The sequence below is a fragment of the Sphingomonas sp. R647 genome (assembly GCF_020177055.1).
GTDB lineage: Bacteria > Pseudomonadota > Alphaproteobacteria > Sphingomonadales > Sphingomonadaceae > Sphingomonas.
In genome coordinates this window covers 220,582-245,674 of sequence record NZ_JAIQXT010000002.1, presented here as the reverse complement: position 1 = coordinate 245,674, position 25,093 = coordinate 220,582, and the positions used below count along the sequence as shown (strand labels likewise).

The window sequence follows — 25,093 nt, the reverse complement described above, 5'->3', positions numbered from 1 at the left end:
GGCGGACGGTTGGGAGGCCACCGCCACTGCACCACGGGAGCGGCAGCTGCAGACGCCGCTCCCACCCATCTTCTAAATAAGTTCAGTCGATCACGCGGTGACGCTTCAGGAAGGTCACCGCATCGGCCAGCAGGCGATCCTGCACAACGGGATCGAACTTTCCATGCACCCCGCCGGGGACGACATGGAGTTCGGTCGGCACCTTCGCCCGCTCGAGCGCGGCTTTTAGCGCGATCGATGCGGCGACCGGGACCACCGGGTCGGCATCGCCATGGACGATGAAGACTGGCGGCTGGCCCGGCTTGATGCGGGTGATCGGCGACATGCGGGCGGCCATCGCGGCGCCCGCCTCCCCCTCCCCGACCCATTTGCCGATCGACGGACTGTTCCACGCGCCGAGCGATTGCGGGCGAAGGTCAGTAGGGCCGTAAAAGTCGATCACCGCAGCCGCGCGCGGCGCGGGTCCGCACCCCGCCGGGTCCAGCCCCTCGCTTGCGTCCACATAGGCAGCCATCAGTGCAAGGTGCGCACCCGCCGATGTGCCCATCAGCACGATCCGCTTCGGGTCCAGCCCCTCGCGCTCCGCCGAACGCGCGATCCAGCCCATCACGCAGCGGACATCTTCGACGGCGGCGGGTGCGCGGGCCTGTCCCGACAGTCGATATTGCATGCTGACCACCGCAAACCCCGCCTCGACGAAACGGCGATAGCCGGTCCAGCCCTTAGGCCGCTCGCCCCGCGCCCATGCCCCGCCATGGATCACGACCAGCACGGGGGTGCGTTTGCCCTTCGCGGTGTTCGGGCGGTGAAGGTCGAGGTGCAGCGGACCGGTTTCGGCGGTGCGATAGACGATCTCGCGCTGGCTGGAGACGGCGACTGACGACGAAGGCGCGGACTGCGCGCTTGCCATGCCCGGCGCAGCGAGCAGGGACAGGGCCATACTGAACGTGGCAAAGCGTGACATGGCAATTCCCGAAGCGAAGACGAACACGTTGTGCCGTGCCGACGGCCCTGCGCGCAAGATCAGGTGACGGTGCGCGCCGACGCCGCTAAACGCCCGGCCATGACCAGCCTGTCCGACCTGACCGATGAGTATGAATTTCTCGACGCCGATGACCGCTATCGGCTGTTGATCGACCTCGGCAAGGCGCTGGAGCCGATGCCCGATGCGCTGAAGACCGATGCGACATTGGTGCGCGGGTGTTCGGCAGCGGTGTGGGTCTATCCGACGGTGCGTGACGACGGTGCGCTCCACTTCCTCGCCGACAGCAACGCCGCGATCACCAAGGGGATCATCGCACTCGTGCTGCTGGCGGTGCAGGATCGGAGCCCGGTGGATATTCTCGCGAGCGATATCGAGGGGGCACTGGCGCCGTTCGACCTGCGTAACCAGCTGAGTTCCAACCGGACGCAGGGCATTCCGAACATGATCGCGCTGATCCGATCGACGGCGGAGCGCTACGCCGCGTGAGCCAGGGCCGGTGGCGGGTCGGTCAAACGACCGTACCCGCCCGGCCTGAGAGACAGTGGCCGGGCGGGCGGTAGTCCCGCCGATGGTTAAAGAGGGAAACAACACCGGCGGGGTGTCGCGCGGGGCCGGGTAAAAACCCGCGCGACGGGGGTCAGATCAGGGCAGCAGTACCGAGTCGACGACGTGGATCACGCCGTTCTTCTGCGCGACATCGGCGATGGTGATGTTGGACGTTCCGCCCTTGGCATCGGTGACGATCCAGCCCGAACCGCGCATCGACAGGGTGATCTTTTCGCCCTGAACGGTGGTCAGGTCCAGCTTGCCGCCATTCGCCTTGGCCTTGGCCGCGATATCGCCAGCCATCATCTTGCCGGGCACGACATGGTAGGTGAGCACGGCGGTCAGCGTACCCTTGTTCTCCGGCTTCAGCAGCGTGTCGACGGTGCCGGCGGGGAGCTTGGCGAACGCGGCGTTGGTCGGCGCGAACACGGTGAACGGTCCGGGCGACTTCAGCGTGTCGACCAGGCCCGCAGCCTGCACTGCGGCGACCAGCGTGGTGTGATCCTTCGAATTGACGGCGTTATCGACGATATCCTTGGTCGGATACATCGCGGCACCGCCGACCATCTTGTTCTGTCCGGCGATCGCGACCGAACCAGTGGCCAGCGCGGCACCGGCAAGCGCCAGTGCGAAATGCGAGGTACGAAACTTCATAAATCCTCCTGCTTTCGTGGCAGTGCCCGGACCACTTGGGGCCGGGTTGCGCAGGAGATACGGCGGCGGATGCGCGCCGGATGTCAGATGCCGAAAATTTTTCCTGCAGCCACGCGCGGTCCGGTCGGCGCAGGGTGCGGCGCGGTCGCGCGCGGCTCCATGGTGATGGCCAGCGTCGCGCCATCATGCAGCATCGATCGGTGCCCTTCGGCCACGGCAAGCTGGGTGTCGCCTGCCGGCTGAATCACGCCGAGCGAGCGCGGGATACCATCTTCGGGAATGATCCACAGCTCCGGCACGCGCGGGTCCTCGCCCATGTCCTGCGCGACCAGCCGCAGCTGTGCCGTCGACGGATCATAGCGCGCGGCAACCAGCGGCCCCTCCCCCTCGCCGCGCAGTTGCGCGACGATTGCGGGCTGGGCCGCGGCCTGCGTCGGCGGCGGGATGGTCAGCGGATCGGGGCGCGGGATGACCAGCATGACCGCAAGCGCGGCAGCGACCGCTCCGGCTGCAGCGGTGCCGAACTGCCACCGCCGCAACTGGCGACGCGGCACCAGATCGACGACCGGCGCGGGGCCGGTGCCGTCGATCGCGCGCTCGATACGGCTCCACAATTCGTCCGGCGGCGTTTCGTCGGGCACGTCGAGCGCCATGCCCGCCAGCCGATCGCGCCACGCCTCAACCTCTTCGGCGAAGGCCGCGTCGGTCAGCAGGCGACGGTTGGCCGCAGCCAGCGCGTCGCCCTCCAGCACGCCCAGCGCAAGCTCGGCGGCGAGCAGTTCGCGTTCGTCGGGAAGGTCCATCGGGTCAACCATCGCCCAGGCACGTCCTCAGCTGAAGCAGGCCACGGCGGATCCACGTCTTCATCGTGCCAAGCGGCACCCGGTCGCGCTCCGCCAGCTCGGCATAGGTCAGCCCGCCGAAAAAGGCGGCGCGGATCGCTGACGACGCGCGCTGCTCCAATGCGTCGAGACAGGCGCGCATGCGGCCCTGCTCCTGTGCATCCTCGATCGCGGTATCGGCGGCGGGGGCATCATCGGCAACATAGGCAGCAGCCTCGATCGGCGCGGCGGCCATCGCTGGCCGGGCGCGCAGCCGGTCGATCGCGCTGTTGCGGGCGATGGCGGCAAGCCAGGTGATCGGGCTGGCGCGTTCAGGGTCGAACCGCCCCGCCCGCTGCCACACCTTCACATAGACTTCCTGCACCACGTCCTCCGCTTCCTCCCGGCTTCCGCAGATACGCAGGCAAATGCCGAATAGCTTCGCGCTGGTGAGATTATAGACCTCTGCGAGCGCGGCGCGGTCGCCGCGGCCGACGGAAATCAGCGCATCGGCCAGCCGCTTGCGCGCGAGAATTGCGGAGGGCGATGACGGCGTCACGCGGCGAACCGTAGCGAAGCTGTGGTCCGGCGCAAGCGGGGACGATCAGGAAAGGCCGAGTTCACCGGCGACGGTATCGAGATCGGCACCAGCCGGGACCAGCAGCCACTCCCGACTCGCCGCGCCATTGACCACCGTGACCGCGCCGCGCGGGCACACGCCCAGGCATTTGACGTCGAGGACCCCCGCCGCAGCCTTGCGCCCCTTTTTGAGATGCAGCTGTTTGCGCAGCGCCTTGCCCAGCGACTGCTTGCCCTTTGGCCCGAACCCGCCATCCAGCTTTTTCGAGCATTTGGCGCAGACGAGCACGGCATTCGACCAGTTGGACTGGACGCGGGTCTTCAATCAGGCCGCCACTGCCGCCGCTCCTCGGCAGCGCGCAGCACTTCATAGGCGGTCTGGATCGCCTGAAACCGCTTCGCCGCATCGGCATCGCCGGGGCGGACATCGGGGTGGTTTTCCTTGGCGAGCTTGCGCCACGCCGCACGCACTGCCTCGAAATCCGCATCGGGATCGAGCTTGAGCACGTCGAGCGCGCGCATCTCGTCGCGCGAGCGGCTGCCGTCGCCGGGTCCGGCCCATTCATTGTGGCGGCTTTCGGAGAAATCGCCAGCGTCGCGGCGCTCCTGCGCCTCGCGCTCGGCCGCTTCCTCGGCGGTCAGCCCCTCGAAGTAATTCCAGTTGCGGTTGTATTCGCCGGCATGCGTTTCGCAGAAATACCAGCGCTCCGGGCTGTTGGGCGATTTGGGCGCGGGGCGGTCGCCCGGCAGCTCGCAGCCATGCCGGTCGCACAGGCGCACCTTCACCGCTTCGCGCTCGCTGCCATAGGCACGCCAGCGGGGGAAGCCCCAGTCCATCGATCGGGTAGAACGCGCCATTCGAAGCCAGATAGGGCGCGAATGGCGCGAACGCCACCCCGCCATTTGTTTTCACGCCCCCCGCTTGACGCCCCGCCCGCCCCCCGATAAAGGCGCCGGTTCCGCTCATATGGCCCCTTCGTCTAGCGGTTAGGACGTCGCCCTCTCACGGCGAAAACACGAGTTCGATTCTCGTAGGGGTCACCAGCGATTTCAATGACTTACCGGCACCCAATCTTTATCAGTTTGCAATTTGCTGCAAATTTACTGCAGAACCGTGGCTGGAAATCGGCGAATTTTCATGGATTGTTCCGGACCTGCGGTCCAGTTTGTCGATGCGTGGTCAACGTACTGCGAATGTCTGATTCGCGCCGTAAGCCCAGTTTTTCCTAGGACACACACCTCCAGTCCCAAATGTCGCCATTTCGCTCACGCGGCGTCAAACGGACACCATTGGTGGAAATCAGGTGGACCGATTTGAAGAAGTGGGATCAACAAGCAGCTGTTTGTGCACAGGAGCGTATCACGCTGGAGTGAGCCATCACGGGAGATTGTCTCGGCGACTGCCGTGGCGTCGGTGATCGATGATTCGCTGAAATCGAAGGTGGAGGGCTGCGGCTGAGGTGCGCATCAGGGGGATCAGCTCTATCGCCCGGTGTCATCATCGGATCAAGGGGCCGCATGCCTTCCTCTACTCTCGCAGTCGCCGTGGTCGGACCGTGACCGTAAGCCTAGGAGCCTTATTCGAAAGCTGCCCGTCTAGTTAGTTAGATGACGGCAAAAGATCCCAATCAGGATCTTGCCACCGCCCGGCACGCGATCAGGGTTGAAATGGATCCGATCTCGGTCTGGTTCAATTTTCGTATGCCACCAGAACAGTATCTCTTGACCGTCGATTTCTCGTGCACGCTCTTTCCGCGCAACCTTGTTCTGCTTGGTCTTGCCGTTCTCGTCGGAGAGACTGACCCCCCTCGCGCCGAAGCTCGCCTCCGCGTCGATCCAAGCCGCCTGAAACACTGCCTGCCCATAGTCGGACAACGCCCCCAGATGACGGACAATGTCTGGAGCGATCTGCGGCAGCCCCCGGCTCATGCTTTTGATGCCCGCGAAGCTCCCGTTAACGAACGCCAGTTCCGGGAACGCATCACTTGCGAGCAGCTCGAGATCGGCTGGTGCCCCTGCATGAACAGAAAGCAAATCGCGGAAAAAATTCCGGACGCCCGCCATATCGTTGACGAACCAAATTTTCTCGAGCCCCCCCCCAATCAGCTGAACATCGTTTAACCCGAGGGGCCTTGTCGCAGCGCAGGAGATGCAAGCCGCCGCGCTCAACTTCAGCGACGCACGAGTATGCGCCCACGCGAGCGTTCCAGAGGTCTCCATGGGACCGCCGGATACCGATACGTCGAGCGCGGCCGGCGCCGGACCATTGACATCGTCCCATCTAACGATCGTGGCAAAGTAGGTGGTCGCTGCGATCTGATCCTCAACCGAGAGTCCGACCGTTCCGGCCGTGAACAGCTCATAGAAGCTGAGACCGCCCCAGATCGGCATTGTGAACATGTCTGGGTCGAAGCACACCCTGTGGCCGGCGTTCGTCACTTCGCGCAGCAAGTCTATCAATGCCTTGATAGCCGGCGCGACTTGATCGGCCGGCAAACCAGTAAGTTGAAATGATCGCTCGTCGATAGCGAACCGGAACACGGTCACGGCAGACGGGGGAGCTGGGTCAGCTTAGCGACGTCGATCCGGTACTGGTCAAAGAAACCCGAAGGCCAGTCCAGAAAGCTGCCGCCCCGCGTGAAAGTGAGCTTCTGAGGGGCCTGTTCCCCGTCAGGGAAATAATGGACCACCGCTTGGTCGGAAACAAGCGAAGCACCTCCGCCGATCGCCAGGCGGATGCCGTTCAAGACATGATCCGAATGCGTCTCTACGATTACTTGAAGGCCGCTTGCTGCCATTTGGGCAAGGAAGCGGCCCATCTCGGATTGTCCGCCGGGGTGAAGATGGGCCTCGGGATTCTCGACGATCAGCAGCCCGCCGTCGCTCGCGGTCAGCGCCGCGACGATGATCGGGAGCGCATAGCTGACGCCGAACCCCATATTGGTCGGGCGCACCCAGTCACCTTCCGGAGTTTTAAAGCGCAGCGCGATCACATCGGTGCCTGCGAGTTCGCTGGTATCGAGAGCCGTAGGGCGCACGATATCGGTCAGCCAGAACTCGGTCTGGTCCTTGAGGAGCGTCGGCCCCCTCGATTTATCGCCAGCCAACCGCGCCACCGGGACGCTGTAGGGAATGAGTCGCTCGATGACTTGCGCGACATGTGCGCCGGTATGGCCGACCTCAAGCAGCATTGCAGGCTTTGCCGACGATCGTTGGGTCAGCCGAGGGCCCAAACGTTCAGCGGAAATATACTGAAAGCTGCGAGGGTTAGTGGAAAAAGAAGGGATTCGACCTTCACCGGATCGCTTGACGGCGGCGTAGAGGTTCGTGTCGCCCTTACTGAAGGTCCACGTCGTTTCACCCCCGTCGGCTTCCAGACCGATAACAAACTCCGGGTTCGTGCCAAAGCGATTGATGTTGACCAAATCCTCAAACCAGCCAAGCTCGAGATCATAAGGCCCGTTTAGCTGAGCCGTACCGTCATTACGCCGGATTGCGTTCTCAACGAGAAGCAGGGAATGGATCAGCGATGTCTTACCAGCGCCGTTACGTCCGGCGAGAACGGTGAGGTTGCGGAACTCGAATTCTTCGTTCTCGAAGCGCTTGAAGCCGTCGATGATGACGCGATCGATCATGCGAGTATCATCTCGATCGTCGCCTTGGTGATCCCAAGCCGTCGCTCGATCTTACGCGGGTCGCCCGTCCCGAAACGTACCGCGCTGTCATATTCCTCCAAATCGAAGAGAGAACGGAAGGCGTCCTTGATCACCGCGGCATGGGGGAGCAGTTCGTCTAGCGTATAGTCCGCCAAGGCCACAGCCTGCGATTCGAAAACGGCGCGATTGATAGGGCCTCGACGCGGGGCCGCGGGCCTCCACCGGCGAAATGCGGCATCACCTAGGATTTCCTTGCAGTTCGTCATCGCTCGTTCGAACGCTGCGCTCAGCGCGGTTCGCTCCGCGTCCGTAAGTTCGAAGTCTATCCGGCGCGTGAAGTCGAGGAGAAAACCATCGAGGCTACTCGCGTCTTCGTAATCGGCGATCGTGGACGTCCGGAAGGCGCAAAAGCGAAGGGCAAGCTCCCGATCAGCCATTCGCCGATTGTCCCTGATCCGAGCCCCGGATGGATCGCGTGAAAAGAAGAAATAGCCTGTGGCGGCGTCGAAACTGGGGCGCGTGATGAGATCGTTGAGCAGCAGGCGCGACGGCTCCTTGCTCATGCAATGCCGTATCTCCTGCGGCGAGAGTGGCTCGCCGCCCGTGTTGACGCGATTGAAGATATCGAACTTGAGTTCCGCAGGCGTCTGCGGTTCGATCACGTGAGCAACGATTTGGGTGGCTGAGAAACGACGTTTGATTGGCGCTTCGAGGCTGCCGAAAGTCTGGCCCGTCAAATCCTTCAAGTACGCAAGGTGCGTTTCTTCTAGCGACAGCTCATTTGCCATGAACAGGCGGATCGTTGTCAACCGCTGGACGCCGTCGATGACCTGATAGGCTCCAAATTCGTCCTGATTGAAATAAAACGCTGGCAGCGGGATGCCAAGAATGATCGACTCGATCAGAAGAACCTGCTTCTTCGGCTTCCATACAAAGCTGCGCTGAAAGTCAGGAGCAAGATCGATCTCATGCTCCTCGATCTGATTGAATATCTCGCGGATCGTAAAGGTCTTGGTTGTGATGCGAATCTGCTGCGGATCCCATGGTTTCAGCAGATCAGGCGCGTCGGCGACCTCGTTCTCGAGACCGGAGATATCCTCAATGTCAGGCTCTGCTTCAATCACAAATGGTTCGCTCATCGCCGCTGGTGTCGTTCATCAGTACCGCACGAAACGCCCACACGAAAGTACCATCACGTGAAAGGACCGCCGAGACATAGTGCGGCGACGGACCCGCGAGGGTTGCAATGGATTGAAATGCCCGCTCGTGGGCTGCAACTCAGCCGACATTCCAGACGAGTCGCGGCGTGCGACCATCGTCATAAAGCCTTTGAGCATCGCCGCGGTGCACGGATGGCCGGTTTCGCGCAGCGCGCTACGCCTGAACGAACGTGCGCTTTCGTCAGGCAGCTACACGGCGTTCAACGACCGCATGTGGGGCAACGCGACGCTTGAGGTTTCTTATCGAGCGTCTGCTTCGTGCTGCTGACCGCCCAAAAGCGCTCTGCCCGCAGTCGGCCCAGAAGCGATCATCATTCTGCGCTTGGCCTCGACGGCAGAAAGTAGGCCGGAGGAGAGTGTCGGGTTAGAGGTCGTAGCAAGATGAAAGCAGCCGTCCCTCTCGCGAAGTTGCGCCACAACGGCCGCCACCGGACAGCCGCGAGTTGCACTCCTAATTCCGTTCACAGCGAGGCCTGCGCAACAAGGATGGTTGCCTCCGTAACGAGGGCGTCTAGCACTGCTTCGAGCTTCGAAATGTCGTAGCCTCCGGAGCGCAGCTGCCCATCCGACTGGTCGAAGAAGTGCTTAGCGTACGAGCCCTTGTGCTCCAGCGCGCCTTGCCAGGCATCCACCTCTTTTTTGTAGTTGCTCCAGACGACCTTTGCCGGCGGATAACTCGGAAGCGCCAAATCCAGATAGCATTCGATAGCCGCCGCCCGCCCGTTGATGTCGCCCGACGACATCCCCTGCGGCCCCAGCGAAGGGAAGTCGCGGAGCGACGGATGATCCGGGAGCACCATGGCGCGCATATTAGTCGGCATGCCGAGCGCTTGCAGCCGCCGTTCGGCGTCTCTGCCTTCCGTATCGTTGTCGAGAAGGAACAGGATTTGGTTCTGAACGTCGATCCGGACCAAGCCTTCGGCAAACTTGACAAGGCTCCCGGTCCCCCAGAACGGGTGACTCTCGTTCACATCGATGAAGCGGAAGAAGTCGGCGATGTCGGGACGCAGTGCATCAAGCCCCCGTCGGACGATCCTGGCATCGGACGCCCCCTCTGTCGCGACTAGCACACGCTTGTGGCGAGGTGCCCCGGCGACGAACGATGCTTCCTCCTCCCATCCGTTGTCGACTAGTGTGCCGTAGAGCCACACGAGTTCGGCATCGGCGTTGCGCCCGTCCGCACCGAGGACCTGAAGCATCGAATAAGAATCTAGGATGCAGAAGGTGGTCCCGAAGAAATCCCGCTCCGATCGACCGCCCTCTCTCATCCAAGGATAATAGTCGGGTTCGGAGGGGATGCGGCGGATTTCCTCGGCATGCGCCGCGAAACGCCCGGGCAAGGCCAAGGGCCCGTCTGCTGACTTGATGACCTGATCGCCGAGACTGGCGAGCGGAAATCGACCGCACAAGCTCACGAATTCTTGGAACGACATGAGGTCCGTCGGCAATTCAACCGATGTGATGTCTCTCGCAAGCTCAAGCGCCCGACGAACGGACTCCTCGTAGGCGACCCGCGCACCGGCGATTCCGTGACCGAGCATGTCTAGTCGCGGCAGAACGCGGGCCAGCGGCCGCACGAACGCTCTCTCGGCAGACGTCGTGTCAATGTGGTTTTCCGCGCAATACGCGTAGTCGATCTGACCGGACCGACGATGGGCAAGGTCCCCGGCCTGAAAGAGCGAACCGTAGTCAATCCCCATTGAGTTCTTAGCCCAGTCGAGGGTGATCCCGTCGATCGCCAAGTCAATTTCTGTTCCCATGTCACCCGTCAGCAGCTGAGCGTCGCGACGAGGAAGCGCCCGAGCCTCGTCCAGTAGGTCCTCAGCTCGTTCTCCATCGGCGCGAAGTCCGGCGAGTGGATGTAGCGCTGCATGCTAGCGACCGAGACGAGCTGATCATTCAGCCTAATACGCTCCAACTCGTCGAAGTAGGCTCGATCGATAATCTGACGCTGCAGCAAATCTGCAGCCACCGCACCGACCTTGCGAGAGAGATTGTCCGGGACGTTGAGACCGTGCTCAGCGATGTAGCTCTCGACCGCGAGCTCGAGGAGAATGCGCATCAGCGCGGAGGTGGCGTTTGGATGCTCGCGCAGGGTCACAGATTGCAACTCCTCCCAGATCGCCCGAACCCGTTGCTGCGCAGCGGTCCACTGGATTCGCGGCGCGTCCGCCGGGACAAAGGTCGCCTGAGCCGGGCGTGGCGGAGGCGCGTTTCGGCGGGGACCGCGAGGCGCGCGCGCCACATCGCGGGGCTCGACCAAGCGCTCGTTCTCGACCGGAAGCACTCCTTCGTCCTGAAGGCGGTTCAAGTAGGCCCGCTTCCCTTCATTGTTCCAAAGGTCGCCGAGAGTAACCACTTGGTTCGCGAGGTCGCTGGAGATGCGCTGCAGCGCATCGGCGACGGCCGCATGGTCATGGGTGAGACGAAATCTTCTCCCTGCGGTGCTAATGCCAGCCCGATTTCGGAACTCCTCTGAGGATAGAAGCCGAGTTAAAGTCGACCAAGGAATGACGCCTTCCGGCAGGCGGTCGGCCTCCGCTAGTAGGCGTTCTACCTCGGCTGCGACGTTGATGCCGCCGCCTTGTCCCGTCCGCTCGACGAAATTGAGCTTCGCCCGGTTGTTCCATCCGAGCTGACCGACACCTCGTTGCGAGCCAGTGTGCCGCCGGTAGAGGATACTGTCGATGACGTTCCGGTCTTCCTCGACCTGGCAGGACAGCCGATCAGGGATCGCAGCGGCCGCTTCATTTCTGAGCGCCATGAAGTGCGCGCGCAGATCAGCCGTCGGTGCACGCGCGGGATCCAACAGCAACTTGAGGCACGTCACCCGCCGGTTGCCGTCGAACACAACGAAACCACCATCACTGGGCATGACCAGCGGCGGGTCGTAGACCGCGCCGACAGCTGCTATGTCTGCTGCAAGATTTCGCATCTGCGAGTTATGTAACCTGAACAGCTCCGCGATCGCGAGGTTTTCGCTACCTACTTCGCCATGGCGATCATTCGCCTGGTTTACGCAAAGCTGACCCACCTCTACTTCATCGTATGCCAAGCCGCCCCTCCCTGATTGTTTAGGGGACAATGCACCTCTCTACGGGCGGGCGGAAAGCCCGAATCTGAGGCATGAGAATATAAGCTTAACCCGGCACTGCACCGCTGAACCAGCGACTGCCCTCGTATTGATTTCAGAACAAGGCAAGCGACTGGGACTTGGTGGCAAGGGAGCCCTCAGCAGATTTACAGTTCCGAGGCATATAGCGCTTTGACGATGCAGGCGACGATTGCATCCTCAGCTTTAACTCGCGTCTGTTCGTGCAACGATGAAAGATCGCTCCGGATACCTTGGGGTAAGTTCGTCAGGGCGGCGGTCATGATACCGCGTGCCAGCGTGGAATGCATCGCAGCCTCCAGCCGCCGCGAGAACGCGCTGTCTTCGACTGAACGACCGCGATCAACCAGCGCCCGGATACCGTTAAGCGGGATAAGCGTAATCGCCCCCACCTTGATCGTCTCAATCTCGCCGGCGGCAATGAGCTCATAGAGTTTGGACCGTCCGATCCCAGTGATCCGGCACGCCTCTGCAATTCGGACGGTGAGCGGCTCCATGTCAGCGATCCGCTCGCTCTGAACTTTTGCCATGAGTCTATCCTTCTTTTCGGGGATTGCGGCCGCTCAGGCGCGCATCGTCGCGTGCCAGGATTTGACCAACGAGCTGCACAAACTGGTCGTAGCGAAGCTGGCCGAGTTGCCGCGTCTCCGCGTCGAACGGCGGCTGATGGGCCGTGAGCGTCAGCTGGTGGCGGACAAAAAGGCCGATCACCTCGGTCATGAAATCGACCTTCTGCTCGATGCGATCGGCGCTGCGGCTCTGGCGGTCGAGGCGGGCGCCGAACCGATCGTCGAGCTCGTGACTGGCCCGGCGCTCGAACCACGCGGTGAGCGCGTCCGTGAGGATCACGGTCTTGGACGAGCCGGGCTGCGCCGCCAGCGCATCGAGCTTCGCGGACAGGTCATCCGGGAGATAGAATTGGTGGCGTGTCTTGGCGGTCTGCATAAACGCAGACTCGGCTTTTAGAGGGCGAGCGAACAGGGCCCCTCTGGTGCCAGAGAGTACCTTTGTGGGGCCATTCAGAGCGAACCGACCTCCGGCCCGGCTCGCCCGCGTCCAAACGTCCAGCTGATCGACCCAGCACGGTCGATGCCGGAGACAGGACGCCCAAGCTGCTTGTCGAGCACTGGCCGCCACGGCACGAGCGTGAACTCGCGCGACTTCTCGATCACCGCAAACCTGGCGGAGCCGATCTGCACGGGCTTGCGATAGATGCCCTCGACCCGCCCGCCGCGATGCTCGACAAAGTCGAGACCCAGTTCCCGCGAAAGCTGCGCAGCGACCTGCCGTAGCTCACGCTGACGTAATTCCGCGACCAATCCGGGGTGGAATTGCACGCCCTCCCCTTCCCTCGACGCCAGCCCCTGCTCGATCAACCACTGTTGCCGTAGCGCCAGCGCCTTACGAACTTCGGCTCCGAACCCCGACCCGAGCTTCTCCGGAACCGGGGCGACCAGTTGCTCATCGAGCCAGCTCGCACCTTCGCGGCTCGCCAAGTGGGCGAGCGGCTCAGTCGAAAGCGCGTCGATGCTGACAGGTTTGGCGGCGGCGGCGGCGTGCTCGAAAGCCAGCGCGCGATCGAGATGATCTGGCGCGATGGTCCAGCTGCGGTCCTGCTGACGCTCGACACCTACGCCGGCACGGCGCATCGCTTCGAGCCGCCGCACATGCGCTTCGGCAAAGCGCCGCGTCGCGGTCGGATCGTGGAGCAAGTGCTGCTCCACGCTGTAGCTCCCGCCAGTGCTGGCAGCGACCTCTGCGATGACCCGGTCCGCCGGGCGGAGGGCGACAACTGCCGGGTTCACCCGAACAATCCCCGACGGCTCGGGCATCGACGAGAACACTCCCTCGCCCAGCTCGACGTAATGGCTGCGCCCATCGGTCGCGGCGATAATCGCATACATGCGATCGCTGTGCTCGTCGGCCAGCCCGCGGGTAACGATCCTCCCGATCAACGGCTCGCCCTTCGTAGGGTCGTAGATCGCGTAATCCTGCGGCTGACCTTCGGTCGCATCGCGCTTCATCTGTTCATGCATCAGCGCGATGATATCGCCCCGCCGGCCCATCGCGCGCAGCGTCGGTTCTAGTCCCGCGTCGAGCCGGTAGCGACCGCGTTCCTCCTCGATCGCTAGCCCCATTCGCGCAAGCGTGGCCAGCCGCCCCGCGCGCAGGCTCTGCTCTATGCTGTCGGGATGCCACGCCGTCACGAACCCGTCGGCGTCGCGTGCACGCAGCAACGTGCGATCGATGCCGGTGAATCGCTCCTGGTCGATCTCACGGCGGCTGGCTTCGAGGATTTCCCGGTCGGTGCGGGGACCGAGATCAAGGTTGACCAGTTCGGCCGCGCGCATGGCCAAGCCCCGGCTCATATACTCGCGGGCGATGATGAGATTATGGCCGCGCTCATCGATGCCACGCACCAGCACATGGCTGTGCGGATGACCGGTGTTGAAGTGATCGACCGCGACCCAATCGAGCCGGGTGCCAAGGTCGGCTTCAACCTGCTTCATCCAGCGCCGCACCAGCGGCTTCAAATCCTCGTATTGGGCGCCGTCTTCGGGCGCGACGATAAAGCGGAACTGATGACGGTCCCCCGCACCGCGATCGAGGAACGCCTTGCCGTCGACGGCATCGCGATCGGTGCCGTAGAGTGAACCACGACCGCCCTCGCGCGTCGTGCCGTCGCGCTGGAGATAGCGCAGGTGGGCGACCGCCGCGCTCCCCTTGCCGGCGAGCTTTACGAAGCGTGCCTTGACCACAACGCGGCGCGCGCGCGAACCTGCATAACGATCGGACGAACCGAGCACCCTGCCGATGCCCGAGCCGCGCCCAATCCGGCTGCCGTCGAACCGGCGGCTTCGGGTGTCACCAACGCGCTTGATCCCGCCCGCCAGATTGACAGCCTTGCGCAGCCGGTGCGCGAGCGGCCGATCATGTCCTGCCCGACCCAACCATAGCTCGAATTCATCGTCGGCCATCACCGCTGCCCTCATGCAAAAACAAGCGATGAGGGAGCAGCGAACAGCCAGTTCAAGGGCCTCCAGACCTGTCTCGCGCCAAGGCCCCGCAAATGCTGGCAAAGCGATCGATATGTCTCGCGAGTGGAGGCTAAGCCGCAGTCCGGGGGACGCCTGCCTCCACGAAAAACGACGTGCAGACGCCACTTTGCGCGCCTCTTAGAGGCAGCGCCTTTATCTTGCCTTACACACCCTGCTCGCCCCTTCTGCCCATCCCTGTCCCGGTCGATCCCCGGCACGCAACACGCAGACCGGGCGACCCGGCGGCGAGAACCCGTTTACACGCTTCCAAGCTGGCGGCCCAACTCGTGGTTGCGTGGCCGGAAAATCCGATCACGCACCTTGCTGCAGACTACGTCTTGCCGTTCGCGAAACCGTCAATCATGTCGTGATTGGCCTCGAAAAAATCCGTTTCTGCGCTTCAAATGCGCTCCCGAATCCACCGCAAAGTAGGTTGATCAGCCCGCAATATGCGGGCAGAAATCGTTCGGGTGATGTGCTGCACTGCCGGTGCCAGGTCATGAGCGGTCGGAGGGATATCATCCAATTGCAGACACCGGGTTGGCATCCTTAGAAGAGCAATGTGGACCTGAACTTCGAACATATTCTTGAGCTGATTGACCGCGCGCGGCGGCATTCTCGTCAGGTGTTTGTTGCAATCGATGGGCGAAGCGGTGCGGGAAAATCGACCTTCGCCGCCGCTCTCGCAGCCGCAAGTGGCGCTACCATAATCGAAGGCGACGACTTTTACGCCGGGGGGATCGAGGTCAGGGACGACGCGGTCGAGCAACGAGCGGACGCCTGCATCGACCGCCAAAAACTCTTTGGAGTGCTGCGACAACTTAACTCGGGACTAGCGGCGACATATCGCCCGTTCGATTTTTGACGGAAGCCTGAGGGCGCCAGCTGTGACCGTGCACCCCTCGAATGTCATTTTCGTCGAAAGTGCCTACTCCGCCCACCCGGACCTGCGTAATCTGATGCACGTCAAGATATTACTCGCTGCCCCGGACGATCTTCGAATGCGGCAACTCCTCGAACGGGAAGGTTCAATCGGGCCGTGGGAGGCTAAGTGGCACGAGGCGGAGGAGTGGTATTTCACTCACATATCGCTGCCTACGCACTTCGACGTGATCATCGACTAAGCGGATTGTTTGCCGCCCACTAGGCTCAGTCATTTTGTCGCCAATGCCGGTGAGCCATGCCCGGATTCGGAAACGATCTCTAAACCCTTTCAAAGACCGCATGGCCGAAAGCGACCGTTAGTGGCATCCGCTGTCTAAATCGAAGGAACGGTCAAGGGTAAGCACTTGGCACTGGACATTCACCGATCCAACCGATTTGGTTGCTTAATTTGTTGATCAATACCTCTGCAGACTTAGTCTGGGCTAGCGTTGCGTAGTGCCACGCGAGAAGGTCGAGGGTTCGAACAATGATGAAAGTGACGTGCTTAATTGCTGCAGTATTGGCGTCACCAATTGCGATATTGCCGGCATCTGCTCAGCGCTATCAAGACGAAAGCCCAGTCGGAAATGACTCTTGGGAAGCTGCTCAAGCGTGGGCGGAGGCTTTCTGCAATGTCAACTCACTCGAAGTCACCGGTTATGCCTCAGTCGCCGAGTGTGTCGCCGACGTCGCTATACAGGCGTTCCCTACGGGCGAACCGAACCCGGACATTGGCTATTTAATCGAGTTGCCGAGTGGTGGCCAAGCGTGTCGCTACTATGGTTCGCCAGGAAGGCTTGGTCTGGGTGGTTGCTGAAGAACCATCGCCGAGACTCAACCTCCGATGAGGTTGTGAATCAGGATCGAAGGGGCGGCTGGAAATCTCACGGTTCGGCAAGCACGTCGCGTGAATTTCGGCACTGAATCTGCGCGTTACAGCTTGGGTAGGTCGTGGCGTTGGTGCCGTCAAAACGCGCTGTCTGCATTTTCGTCAAAAGCCGCAAGGCAGCATTCCACCCAGAAGCCGTCGCCCCCGCATGTCCGCTTCGCCGGGTCAGCTCGCGGCGACGGCCTTTTCAAGGTCACCGATATGGCGCTCGCACGATTCCGTGACCAGCTTTTGAAGCAGTTCGATCCGCTCCGCGAGCCATTCCAGTTCCTCCGTCTTGATCCGGTAATGCGGCGAGTAGCGGGCATTTACATAGGCCTGCCGAAGTAACTCGAAACAACGGTTGGCGAAGCGCGTATCGCGTGGCCAAACGTTGATCAGCTCGGGCACCAAGGGCTCAGCCTGGCTGCGAAGAAAGCTCAACTTGTGCGACTTCGGGCTGTAGAGCGACAGCGTCAGCAAGACAGTATGATAAAAGCGTTCCGTTGCTTGATGAAGCTCAAATGCTGCCTTGTTGTCCCATCCTCGATCAGCAGCCTCTTTGCCCTGAACCATGAACTGACCGGCACTTCCGGACCACATGGTGAAGTATGCACGCGCCTCCTTAAGCGCCGCCGCGGGCGTAAGCGGGCGCGGATTATCGAACGGGTGTCCGTCGGCTTCGTACAGCACGATCCCATCGCGCACGATGTCCACGAAGAACGGGCGGCCACGCTGAAGCTGCTCGTTCACGTCCCGCAGGCTGTGCACTATGAAGTTGACGGGCGCTGAAATGCGCTTCGCGATCGTCACCTCGCGCGTGAGATGCTCGTCCGCCTTGGCCCAGAATTCCAGCGTGTCGGTGAGGCGCTCGTCACTCGCCACGACGAGGATGTCGTAGTCGGAGAAATATCCGCCAGCCGGATCCTCGACCCAGTCACCGCGCGCATGCGAGCCGTAGAGAATGATCTTGAGGATGCGCCCCTGCTTCTTCCACTTCTGGGTGGCGAGCGCGGTCGCGTCCTCGAACTCGGCAAACAGAATCTGCACGACGCGTTCGAGATCGCGGCGCTTGCGGTCCGGGAGATGATCGAGGTCGGTCCTCATACGTCCTTCCTAGCGAGCGAGCGCCCGTGCGCAAACACGGACGCTCGACAGGATTACCGAAAACGCCACCAGCGCCTTTGCTGCCGATTGATGCGGCGGGCGATGCTCACAAGCGCCCGCGCAATCTCCCGCTCGACCTGCCCAACAGAGAGGCCGGTGCGCTCGGCGATTTCGACATAGCTCATCTCATCGAGCCGAGCGGCAAGGAAGATTTCGCGCTGTAACCGGGGCAGCTTGCGAACGGCTCGCTCCAACCGCTTCACGGGCGCCGGATCAAGATCATCGGTCATGACGTCCTCCAGCAACAGGGAGGGAAGTCTGGCGACACGGTGCCGCCAGACAGTCAGGCTGCGCGACGCAGCGGCTCGGGTTCGGGCGATCCTGCCAGTTCGGCGACCTTGGCCGCTCGGCTGACGGTCGCGACCCCGCCGCGCTCGGTGTAGGCAGATGGGGGGAACGCCATCCACCTCGGCACCCAGCTTGTCACCTTGGCGCGTCCGTTCTCGCCGGTCAGGCAATCGCGGATGATCGTGCGCTTGACCTTGCCGGTTGCGGCCTCATTCGCTTGCGAAGCGCCCTCGCCCGCCACATCTGTCAGCACATGCTGTAGCACCTCGCGGTCGCGGATCAGATCGAGCAACGCGTCGTCGCTGTGCCAGACCCTGGCCATGTCGGTGCCAAGCACCGGCCCCAGCAGTTCGATCAGCGCACTGCCCGCCTCGAGCGTCTCGCCCATCACGATCGCGAGAATGTCCATCACCGCAGGATCGGGAAGCGCGATCAGCCGCACGAACAGGCCCGCCACACCATGCTGGCCGTCATAGCCGCCCGTCACGGTCAGCGTCTCGGGATCGAACCCGAGTAGCGCCAGTACCGCACGCCGCTTTTCGTCAAACGCAGCTTCGGATGCGCTATTCTCGACGCTCTCGGCAATCGCATCACTGGCGGCGCGCTGCGCTTCGATGCGAACATTCCACAGCGGCGAACCGGCGATGATGTGCGCCACCATCAGGCGCAGTGCGAGCGAAGGACGGCTGGCAAGGTCCGCGCGCACCGCCGCATGCCGGTGCAGATCGATGTAGTTCTGAAGCGGCGCGCTCACCTCGGGCCGGATGGGCTTCTCGACAGCTTCGCCGCGCTCCAGCTTTCGCGCTTCCTTGGTGGGGACGTAACCTTCGTGGAAGGTGACATCGCCCCTATGCCCGACGCTGATGAACACCCTGCCGCCCTGCTTCTTGGACCGGCGCTCATGCTCCCAACTATGGAAATAGTCGCCGCGCTCCAGAACAACTACCTCGCTCCACCCGGCCTCGCGATACGCCTCGACCCGCGCCGCAATCGCCGCCTCCTGCGCGGTCCAGAACGTCTCGATGTTCGCGAAATAGCGCTGGTCGCCGAACAGGTCGGACACGATCTCACCCTTGTAGTCGGCAAGGTCGAACAGTGCCGCTTCGCACAGAATCGACGTGCCCCCGAACAGCCATGATTTGAGCTGCTGCCCGACCGGCGCGCGCTGCTCGGGATCATCGACCAGCGCCAGCCAGTCGCGCTGCTGCGCCTTGCTGGCAAGGGTCAGGTGCCGCACCGTCACCGCGTCGATCTGCTCGTGGCGATAGAGATTGCGGATGCGAGGCAACAGACGGCCGAGCGCCAGCGTCCGCTTCACCTGCACTTCGGTCAGCCCGAAGGTGAGTGCGATATCCTCGGGGCTGCGGCCTTCCCGGATCAGCCGGGTGAACGTCTCCCAGCGCGTTACCTCGTCGGGATCGAGCCGCGCGATGTTCTCGATCAGCGAGGCTTCCAGCGCCGCCGCGTCGTCTCCGGCCTCCATGATCGCGCAGGGCAGAGCGTCACTTCCCCCGCCCTCCTCCGCAACCGCAAGCGCGGCATGATAACGCCGCTTGCCCGCGACGATCTCATAGGTGTCAGCGCTGCCGTTCTGCCGCACGATCAGCGGGACCAGCACCCCGCGCGCACGTACAGACGGCAGGATATTGGTGAGGTCGGGCACCTTCTTCACGCCCCGCATATTGGCGGTCGAGACAGACAGGTTGGCGAGTTCGATATGCTTGAGTTCCATGTCACTGCTCCTTCTTCCTGAACCGCACCGGCCCCGGCGAAGGGGGGTGGGCGGCAAGGAGCGGACTGGCAGTCCCGCCGATCGGAGGCGGGGTGCACCCGCAGGGCCGTAACACCGTGAAGGACCGGCAACGCCGGTTGCTGCCCGCCGCGGCGGGACTAGAAGGCAGCGACGCCCACCCCCCTTGGCCGCGGCCGAAACCAGCAACGCCAGCGCGCAGCGCTGACCGCAGCCCACAAGCGCCACGCGCTTGCCGATCCGCCAGGAGCCCACAAACACGCACTCTCGAAACCGGTCGGCCGTCGCGGCGGCGTGCGCGCGCAGCTGTGCGCCAGCCGCCGCCGCGCCCTCCGGCCGGATCGAGTGTGCCACGCGGCAATCACAACACGCGGCCTCTGGCGGCTCCGCAGGATGCGGCCAGTGTACGCCCCGCTGAACCCGCGTTCCGCGTTGGGCGGCATGCCGCCGCCGCTCGCGTTCGCGATCATCACCCGGAAGGGCCGAGGCACGTCAGGGCCTCGGCGGAGCGCAGCGAAATAGAGCGCGGTCGCGCCGCCCGCGCGGAACGCTGTTCAATCGCTTTGAGTTACCCACTGCTCATCGTCGGACGACCGCAGCTCATGTCCAAGAAATGTGAGGGCAGAAGTATATCGGGCCAATGAATCTGGTGAGCCCGATACCACCACCAAGCTCGCCAACTGGCCGATGTCGGCCCCCGAGAATATCATGCGTAGAGCATCACTCGGATCGCGCGCACGCGGCGCTTTGTGTTCGCTCTTCAAACCGCTCAGCAAATAGGTCGCAAAGTCGACGCTGTCCTCGAGAACGTTGGTTCTATCGTACGTCGTCACTGCCTCGACGGGCTTGACCAGTGGCGGAAGCGGAGCCGGAATCGCACGATCCCCATTTTCGTAAAAGATATAGGCGGACGCACACTCATTCGAGGCGAGCAGGTCGCGCTGATAACCCCTCCGGGAGTTATGCTGCGACACGCTCGCATATGGCCGCTCATACCGTTTGGCCTGAAAGATGAATGGCACAATGCGCTCACGCGCTGAACCTCGTTCGGGTGGTTCGACAGTTCTTCCATCGACCTCAAGGATCAGGCCGAAGTCGCCGCCAGTGGACTGCTCGCCACCAAGCAGTTCAAGGTCGATTTCATGTACCGCAAGCCTGCTTCTGGTCCTCTCTTGGAGCCGAGCCAATAGGGCACCCCAAGTCTTCCCGTGCGACGCCAAGGATTGAAGAAGGTGGCCGGTCAGCCGGTTTTCCCGGTGTGGGCTTACCGAGACCCCGAGCTGAAAATCGATAGACGTCGCGAGGGTCGTGAATAGAAGCCACCACTCGGCTGCATCGCGATGGACAGGAGGCTCGGCAAAAAGCCGGTCGAGCAGCGCGGGCCAAGATTGCAGCGGCGAAGGCTCGCTTCGCCCGGCAAGCACCAAGCTGTATTTTCCCGCTTGAGACAAACCACCCGCGAATGATTCACTTAATAGTGTCTGGCAAATGCGCGAGATAGTTTCGGGCGAGGTCTCTTCCAGTTCGCCGAAAGCGCGCCGCGCGCGTGCACTTGAGACCAGCGCCCTAGCCACCGCCGGAAGCTGCACCAACTCGTCCACGGTGAAGCCAAGCGTTTCAAGTAGAGTGTCCCCCACGTCCTGTTCCTCGTCCGCCATCACAGCCCTTTCTCAAATACACCGCTCTGCAGATCTACCTTTTGTGAGGCGGTCGTTCTTCTGCCAAAGGCCATGTCTGGTTGGTCCTTCCGAATCGCAAACGTCGCGTTTCCCCTATGTTCCGAAAAATCATTGATGGTGAAACACGAAACGCAGATAAGATGCCTACTCGCCGCATCGCGCAGGAGAAGCAGTTGGCTACACTATTCTTTTCATATTCGCACAAGGACGAGGCGCTCCGCGACCAACTTGAAACTCAGCTGGCGATGCTCAAGCGACAGGGTGTCATCGACACTTGGCATGATCGTCGCATCGACGCCGGCCAGGAGTTGCACGCTCAGATTAGCAGTCACGTCGAGAATGACGACATCATCCTTCTGCTCGTCAGCCCTGACTTCCTCGCTTCCGACTACTGCTATGACCAGGAAATGCTGCGAGCTATGGCGCGCCATGATGCCGGGGAGGCAATTGTAATCCCCGTAATTCTGCGCCCATCGGAAGGTTGGACAGGAGCACCTTTCGGGAAGTTGAATGCGGTCCCGGCCGACGGCAAGCCAATTACGCTGTCGCCCGATCGCGATCAGGCCTTCGTCGAAGTCGCCGGGGCAATCCGCAAGGCAGCGGCACGCCTTTTGCCCAAGCCCGCCCCTTTCACTCCAGCGGCCCCACAAATGCGCAGCGTTGCGCAGCCCCCCTCTCTCAGCGTCCCCGCAAGACAAGGCTTTGCACCTCGCTCGAGCAATTTGCGCCTCGCGAAAACATTTTCCGAACGAGACCGCGATCGATTCAAGGACGAAAGCTTCGAGTATATCGCGCGCTTTTTCGACACATCGCTCGCAGAACTGGGGGCCCGTAACCCCGGAATCGAAGGGAGCTTTCGCCGCGTCGATGCGAACCGCTTCACCGCGTCGATCTATCGTGCGGGTCAGGCGGTCTCCCGTTGCACCATCTTCATCGGTAGTTCCATGCTCAGAGACGGCATCGCGTTTGCGTATGGCGAAACCAACTCGAACAACTCTCTGAACGAGAGCCTCTCCGTCGTGGCGGATGACCAATCCATGTTTCTGCGTAGCATGGGGATGGCGAGTTATTCACGTCAGCAAGATGAGGCCGCCAAGCTGTCACAGGAGGGCGCCGCGGAGCTTTATTGGGGATTGCTGATCGCGCCCCTACAGCAGGGACAGCGATAGAAAGTGAACCAGATGCTTTTTCCGGACGAATTTTCGGTCGGCCCGCTGGCCGATGCTTTGCCGCTGACGCTGTTGCTCCCACGGAGCCCGTTCGAATATAGTTTCCTTATAGGCGGCACTTTGGAAGAACCCGTCGCCGTATGTCTCTCCGAGGCACACAGATATGGGGCATTCCGCAGTTCTGGGAACGACGCTCACAAGGGAGTGTTGATTCCGAATGTGGGAATCGAGGTCGATCCTGCCTCGGCGTTTGACCCCAACAGTTACGACGTGCCCCTCGGCGCCATGGTCCGGCGCAACACAAGCTTGGGCATTGCGGCAAAGCTGGATGGGCACGCGTTCTATTCCAGGCAAGTCGTACCTCTCATTTCCGGTTTGGCAGAAGCACGCGAGGACTATGCGGTGGGATTTCGACGTTGGACCGTCACACTCGGCACTGGCGAGAACCGCAGGGTCCTATTCGAAGTCGATCTTGTCCAAACGCAGGATCGCGCCATCCCAGCTCAATGACCGCACCTTAACTTGAAGCACCCCCAACAAAACGGCAGGCTTCAAGATATTGCTCTCGCAGGAGACCGAAGTGATGGAGATAGTCAGGCATAAAAATGGGCACGCTGGGCGGATCGAAGCTCATCTCGTGATGACACGCCGGGGTGACTGGATTCACGCGGTCGTCTCGGTTAAATCGCCAATGCAAGCAACAAGCGAATTCGCGGACCACGACGCGCTGGAGAAGGCGGAAGAATACGGAATTAGGTTCGCCCAACGTCACCACGCGCATATACTCTATATCGACGACCGAACCTGATGCGCTCGCGAGACCGCACTGATCGGGCCGACGCCAAAGATTAGTTCCTGTCAATATTAGGCGCAACTAAATCCAGATGCCCCATTCGTCAAAGTACCTTCAGTGCTTTGCTATTGCGAAAATTCTAGATTCTTTCGATGTGCCGGGGTTCGGTAAATTTTAAGGCCAGAATGAGTACATAGGTAGGGATGTCCGTTGGAGCCAAAGTTCGATCAATTCGCAGGGCGTTTACCTAACGAGACGCAGCCCGACTTGCTTCTGAACAATTCCATAGTCCCCCAGCCCTGCCCGCACCGCATCGCGAACGTAAGACGGGCATAGATGGGCGTAATGCTTGCGGGTAATCCGCTCATCTGCATGCCCGAGCGCTTCCGCGATAACCGCCATCGGCACACCAGCCATTGCCAGCCGTGACCCGTAGGTGTGCCGAAGGATGTGGAAGCCTGCATGCTCAACACCCGCCGCATCGCAAGTCTCGCGCATCGGCCTGATCTGATGCGAGGTGCCAAGCTCCCGGTCATGCTGGTTGAGGAACACGAGTTCGTCGGTTCGCTTGCCCGTGCAGAGCCCTCGCAAGAGCGCGATGCCTTCATCGCTCAGATGCACAAACCGCGGCCGCCCGTTCTTGGTATCTGGGAATGCCAGCACGCCGCTCATCAGATCGACGTCCCGCACGCGCACGCGGTGAATTTCCGACCAGCGCGCGCCAGTTAGCAGCGCGGCCTGGATCAGCGGCCGGAACCAGTCGGGCGCGTGCTCGATCAGGCGATGGATCTCAGGGCCCGTGAAGTATCGAATACGGGGCGCACTGACCTTGGCGTAGGGCTTCACCCGACGCCACGCGCTGTCGTCCGCAACCTTGCCCAGCGCGAATGCGCGATTGAGCGCGGCGCGAAGCGGGGTGAACGCGCGATTGGCGTTCGCCTGTTGGACGCGTGCGGCATCGTCCCGAACTGGCCGCTCTTTGCGGACACCCCTCTTGTTCGCGCGGTAGACCGAGCGCCGCGACGCGATCTTCTCCATGAACGCGCGCAACCGCTCGGTGGTGAGGTCGCTCACCTGCACGTTCAGGAACTCGGGCCGCACGAGCCGGTCGATGACATAGCGGGTCTTATCGAGCGACTTGCCGGAGAAGTTGGCGATATAGTCGTCGAGCGCGTCCTCGACGGTGTAGCGCGGACGCCTTCTGCCCGCGTCCCGATCCAGCGCCTCGAACCAGTCCCGCGCCTTGGCCTGCGCGGCAGCGAAGGTCAGCACGTCGGAAGTCTCGCCATCAAAGGCGTCGTCGGCAGCGCCGAGCAGCAGTTGCTCACGCTTGCCGTCGGCGGTGCGATACTTAGCGATCCAGATCCCGCCCTTTGCTCCTTTACGATAGCCGAGCGCCCTGCCCCGCGTCAGCGGATGCCAATAGGGCGCGTGGCGCTTCGGGAGCAGCGCTCGCGCACTCCTGCTGTCGAGCCGTTGGTTGCGGATGATGCGCGCCATGCTCTGCCTCGCGGACTTACTGCAAATTTACTGCAAAACCGTAGCAGAAATGGGCTGGACGCGGAAGGACGGAAATCTCCATAACAGATTGAATTACAACGGATACATAGTCGTCCATGCGGACCAAAACACCCCCCGTTGCGTGTACTCTCACGGCGAAAACACGAGTTCGATTCTCGTAGGGGTCACCATCGTCAAGCGGAAAATGGCAGAACTGCGCCATTTTCGAAGCTTGGCACTGAAGAGCGCCCACATCTGGTCCCACATTTCCTAGCGGATTTAGTGGCACGTTTTGGCATCTTTCGAATCGCTTAAGCGATCTCGTCGGTTTGGCCGGTTTGCGA

The 25,093-nt window shown here is 62.0% G+C and carries 23 protein-coding genes and 1 tRNA gene; 5 read left to right on the top strand and 19 right to left on the bottom strand.

Annotation, left to right across the window (positions count from 1 at the left end):
• Positions 1–82: 82 nt before the first annotated feature.
• The gene (locus K9B35_RS05035; protein WP_224920718.1) at positions 83–940 is read right to left on the bottom strand and encodes an alpha/beta hydrolase; all 858 of its coding nucleotides are present in this window, start codon (positions 938–940) and stop codon (positions 83–85) included.
• A 123-nt stretch (positions 941–1,063) separates the two neighbouring features.
• Here K9B35_RS05035 and K9B35_RS05030 point away from each other — a divergent pair, with 123 nt between their 5' ends.
• Positions 1,064–1,471 carry a SufE family protein gene (locus K9B35_RS05030; protein ID WP_224920717.1) on the top strand — a complete coding sequence of 136 codons (408 nt, stop codon included), beginning with the start codon at positions 1,064–1,066 and terminating at the stop codon, positions 1,469–1,471.
• 156 nt (positions 1,472–1,627) lie between these two features.
• Here K9B35_RS05030 and K9B35_RS05025 read toward each other — a convergent pair whose 3' ends face one another.
• The 5 genes from K9B35_RS05025 to K9B35_RS05005 all read right to left on the bottom strand — a co-directional run bounded on the left by K9B35_RS05025 (position 1,628) and on the right by K9B35_RS05005 (position 4,443).
• Positions 1,628–2,185, bottom strand: coding sequence for a fasciclin domain-containing protein (locus K9B35_RS05025; protein WP_224920716.1), 558 nt, complete (start codon positions 2,183–2,185; stop codon positions 1,628–1,630).
• Positions 2,186–2,268: 83 nt separating this feature from the next.
• Complete coding sequence (locus tag K9B35_RS05020; protein WP_224920715.1) at positions 2,269–3,000, bottom strand: anti-sigma factor domain-containing protein; 732 nt, start codon at positions 2,998–3,000, stop codon at positions 2,269–2,271.
• Positions 2,993–3,565, bottom strand: a complete 573-nt coding sequence (locus K9B35_RS05015) for a sigma-70 family RNA polymerase sigma factor (RefSeq protein ID WP_224920714.1) — start codon at positions 3,563–3,565, stop codon at positions 2,993–2,995. The genes K9B35_RS05020 and K9B35_RS05015 overlap by 8 nt, the downstream gene beginning before the upstream one ends.
• 45 nt (positions 3,566–3,610) lie before the next feature.
• Positions 3,611–3,910, bottom strand: coding sequence for a (2Fe-2S) ferredoxin domain-containing protein (locus K9B35_RS05010; protein WP_224920713.1), 300 nt, complete (start codon positions 3,908–3,910; stop codon positions 3,611–3,613).
• Positions 3,907–4,443 (bottom strand): J domain-containing protein, encoded by a 537-nt coding sequence (locus K9B35_RS05005; RefSeq protein WP_224920712.1) that lies wholly within the window; start codon positions 4,441–4,443, stop codon positions 3,907–3,909. Before K9B35_RS05005 ends, K9B35_RS05010 begins: the two co-directional genes overlap by 4 nt.
• A 111-nt stretch (positions 4,444–4,554) precedes the next feature.
• Here K9B35_RS05005 and K9B35_RS05000 point away from each other — a divergent pair.
• Positions 4,555–4,629, top strand: a tRNA-Glu gene (locus tag K9B35_RS05000).
• Positions 4,630–5,181: 552 nt separating this feature from the next.
• On the opposite strand, the gene K9B35_RS04995 is transcribed toward K9B35_RS05000, so the two are convergent.
• The 8 genes from K9B35_RS04995 to rlxS form a co-directional block, all read right to left on the bottom strand.
• The gene (locus K9B35_RS04995) at positions 5,182–6,132 is read right to left on the bottom strand and encodes a hypothetical protein (protein WP_224920711.1); all 951 of its coding nucleotides are present in this window, start codon (positions 6,130–6,132) and stop codon (positions 5,182–5,184) included.
• Complete coding sequence (locus tag K9B35_RS04990; protein ID WP_224920710.1) at positions 6,129–7,220, bottom strand: AAA family ATPase; 1,092 nt, start codon at positions 7,218–7,220, stop codon at positions 6,129–6,131. The genes K9B35_RS04995 and K9B35_RS04990 overlap by 4 nt, the downstream gene beginning before the upstream one ends.
• Entirely contained in the window at positions 7,217–8,380 is a 1,164-nt protein-coding gene (locus K9B35_RS04985) for a DUF262 domain-containing protein (RefSeq protein WP_224920709.1), read from the bottom strand. Before K9B35_RS04985 ends, K9B35_RS04990 begins: the two co-directional genes overlap by 4 nt.
• Positions 8,381–8,922: 542 nt before the next feature.
• The gene (locus K9B35_RS04980) at positions 8,923–10,221 is read right to left on the bottom strand and encodes a HEPN/Toprim-associated domain-containing protein (protein WP_224920708.1); all 1,299 of its coding nucleotides are present in this window, start codon (positions 10,219–10,221) and stop codon (positions 8,923–8,925) included.
• Positions 10,222–10,229: 8 nt separating this feature from the next.
• Entirely contained in the window at positions 10,230–11,516 is a 1,287-nt protein-coding gene (locus tag K9B35_RS04975; RefSeq protein WP_224920707.1) for a hypothetical protein, read from the bottom strand.
• Between the two features lie 185 nt (positions 11,517–11,701).
• Entirely contained in the window at positions 11,702–12,103 is a 402-nt protein-coding gene (locus tag K9B35_RS20335; RefSeq protein WP_412103437.1) for a helix-turn-helix domain-containing protein, read from the bottom strand.
• Positions 12,104–12,107: 4 nt separating this feature from the next.
• Positions 12,108–12,518, bottom strand: coding sequence for a CopG family transcriptional regulator (locus tag K9B35_RS04965; protein WP_224920706.1), 411 nt, complete (start codon positions 12,516–12,518; stop codon positions 12,108–12,110).
• A 74-nt stretch (positions 12,519–12,592) separates the two neighbouring features.
• Entirely contained in the window at positions 12,593–14,566 is a 1,974-nt protein-coding gene (rlxS, locus tag K9B35_RS04960; RefSeq protein WP_224920705.1) for a relaxase/mobilization nuclease RlxS, read from the bottom strand.
• Positions 14,567–15,173: 607 nt separating this feature from the next.
• Between rlxS and K9B35_RS04955 the strand changes: the two genes are divergently transcribed.
• Positions 15,174–15,476, top strand: a complete 303-nt coding sequence (locus tag K9B35_RS04955) for a (d)CMP kinase (RefSeq protein ID WP_224920704.1) — start codon at positions 15,174–15,176, stop codon at positions 15,474–15,476.
• 1,113 nt (positions 15,477–16,589) lie between these two features.
• Here the strand turns inward: K9B35_RS04955 and K9B35_RS04950 are convergent.
• The 4 genes from K9B35_RS04950 to K9B35_RS04935 all read right to left on the bottom strand — a co-directional run bounded on the left by K9B35_RS04950 (position 16,590) and on the right by K9B35_RS04935 (position 21,266).
• Complete coding sequence (locus K9B35_RS04950) at positions 16,590–17,510, bottom strand: nucleotidyltransferase and HEPN domain-containing protein (protein WP_224920703.1); 921 nt, start codon at positions 17,508–17,510, stop codon at positions 16,590–16,592.
• Between the two features lie 53 nt (positions 17,511–17,563).
• Complete coding sequence (locus tag K9B35_RS04945; protein WP_224920702.1) at positions 17,564–17,800, bottom strand: sigma factor-like helix-turn-helix DNA-binding protein; 237 nt, start codon at positions 17,798–17,800, stop codon at positions 17,564–17,566.
• Between the two features lie 53 nt (positions 17,801–17,853).
• Complete coding sequence (locus K9B35_RS04940; protein ID WP_224920701.1) at positions 17,854–19,590, bottom strand: ParB/RepB/Spo0J family partition protein; 1,737 nt, start codon at positions 19,588–19,590, stop codon at positions 17,854–17,856.
• Between the two features lie 572 nt (positions 19,591–20,162).
• Positions 20,163–21,266 (bottom strand): hypothetical protein, encoded by a 1,104-nt coding sequence (locus K9B35_RS04935; protein WP_224920700.1) that lies wholly within the window; start codon positions 21,264–21,266, stop codon positions 20,163–20,165.
• A 116-nt stretch (positions 21,267–21,382) separates the two neighbouring features.
• On the opposite strand from K9B35_RS04935, the gene K9B35_RS04930 reads away from it, so the two are divergent.
• Positions 21,383–22,456 (top strand): toll/interleukin-1 receptor domain-containing protein, encoded by a 1,074-nt coding sequence (locus K9B35_RS04930; RefSeq protein WP_224920699.1) that lies wholly within the window; start codon positions 21,383–21,385, stop codon positions 22,454–22,456.
• 3 nt (positions 22,457–22,459) lie between these two features.
• Positions 22,460–22,966, top strand: coding sequence for a hypothetical protein (locus tag K9B35_RS04925; protein ID WP_224920698.1), 507 nt, complete (start codon positions 22,460–22,462; stop codon positions 22,964–22,966).
• A 526-nt stretch (positions 22,967–23,492) separates the two neighbouring features.
• Here K9B35_RS04925 and K9B35_RS04920 read toward each other — a convergent pair.
• Positions 23,493–24,749 (bottom strand): tyrosine-type recombinase/integrase, encoded by a 1,257-nt coding sequence (locus K9B35_RS04920; protein WP_224920697.1) that lies wholly within the window; start codon positions 24,747–24,749, stop codon positions 23,493–23,495.
• Positions 24,750–25,093 lie beyond the last annotated feature (344 nt).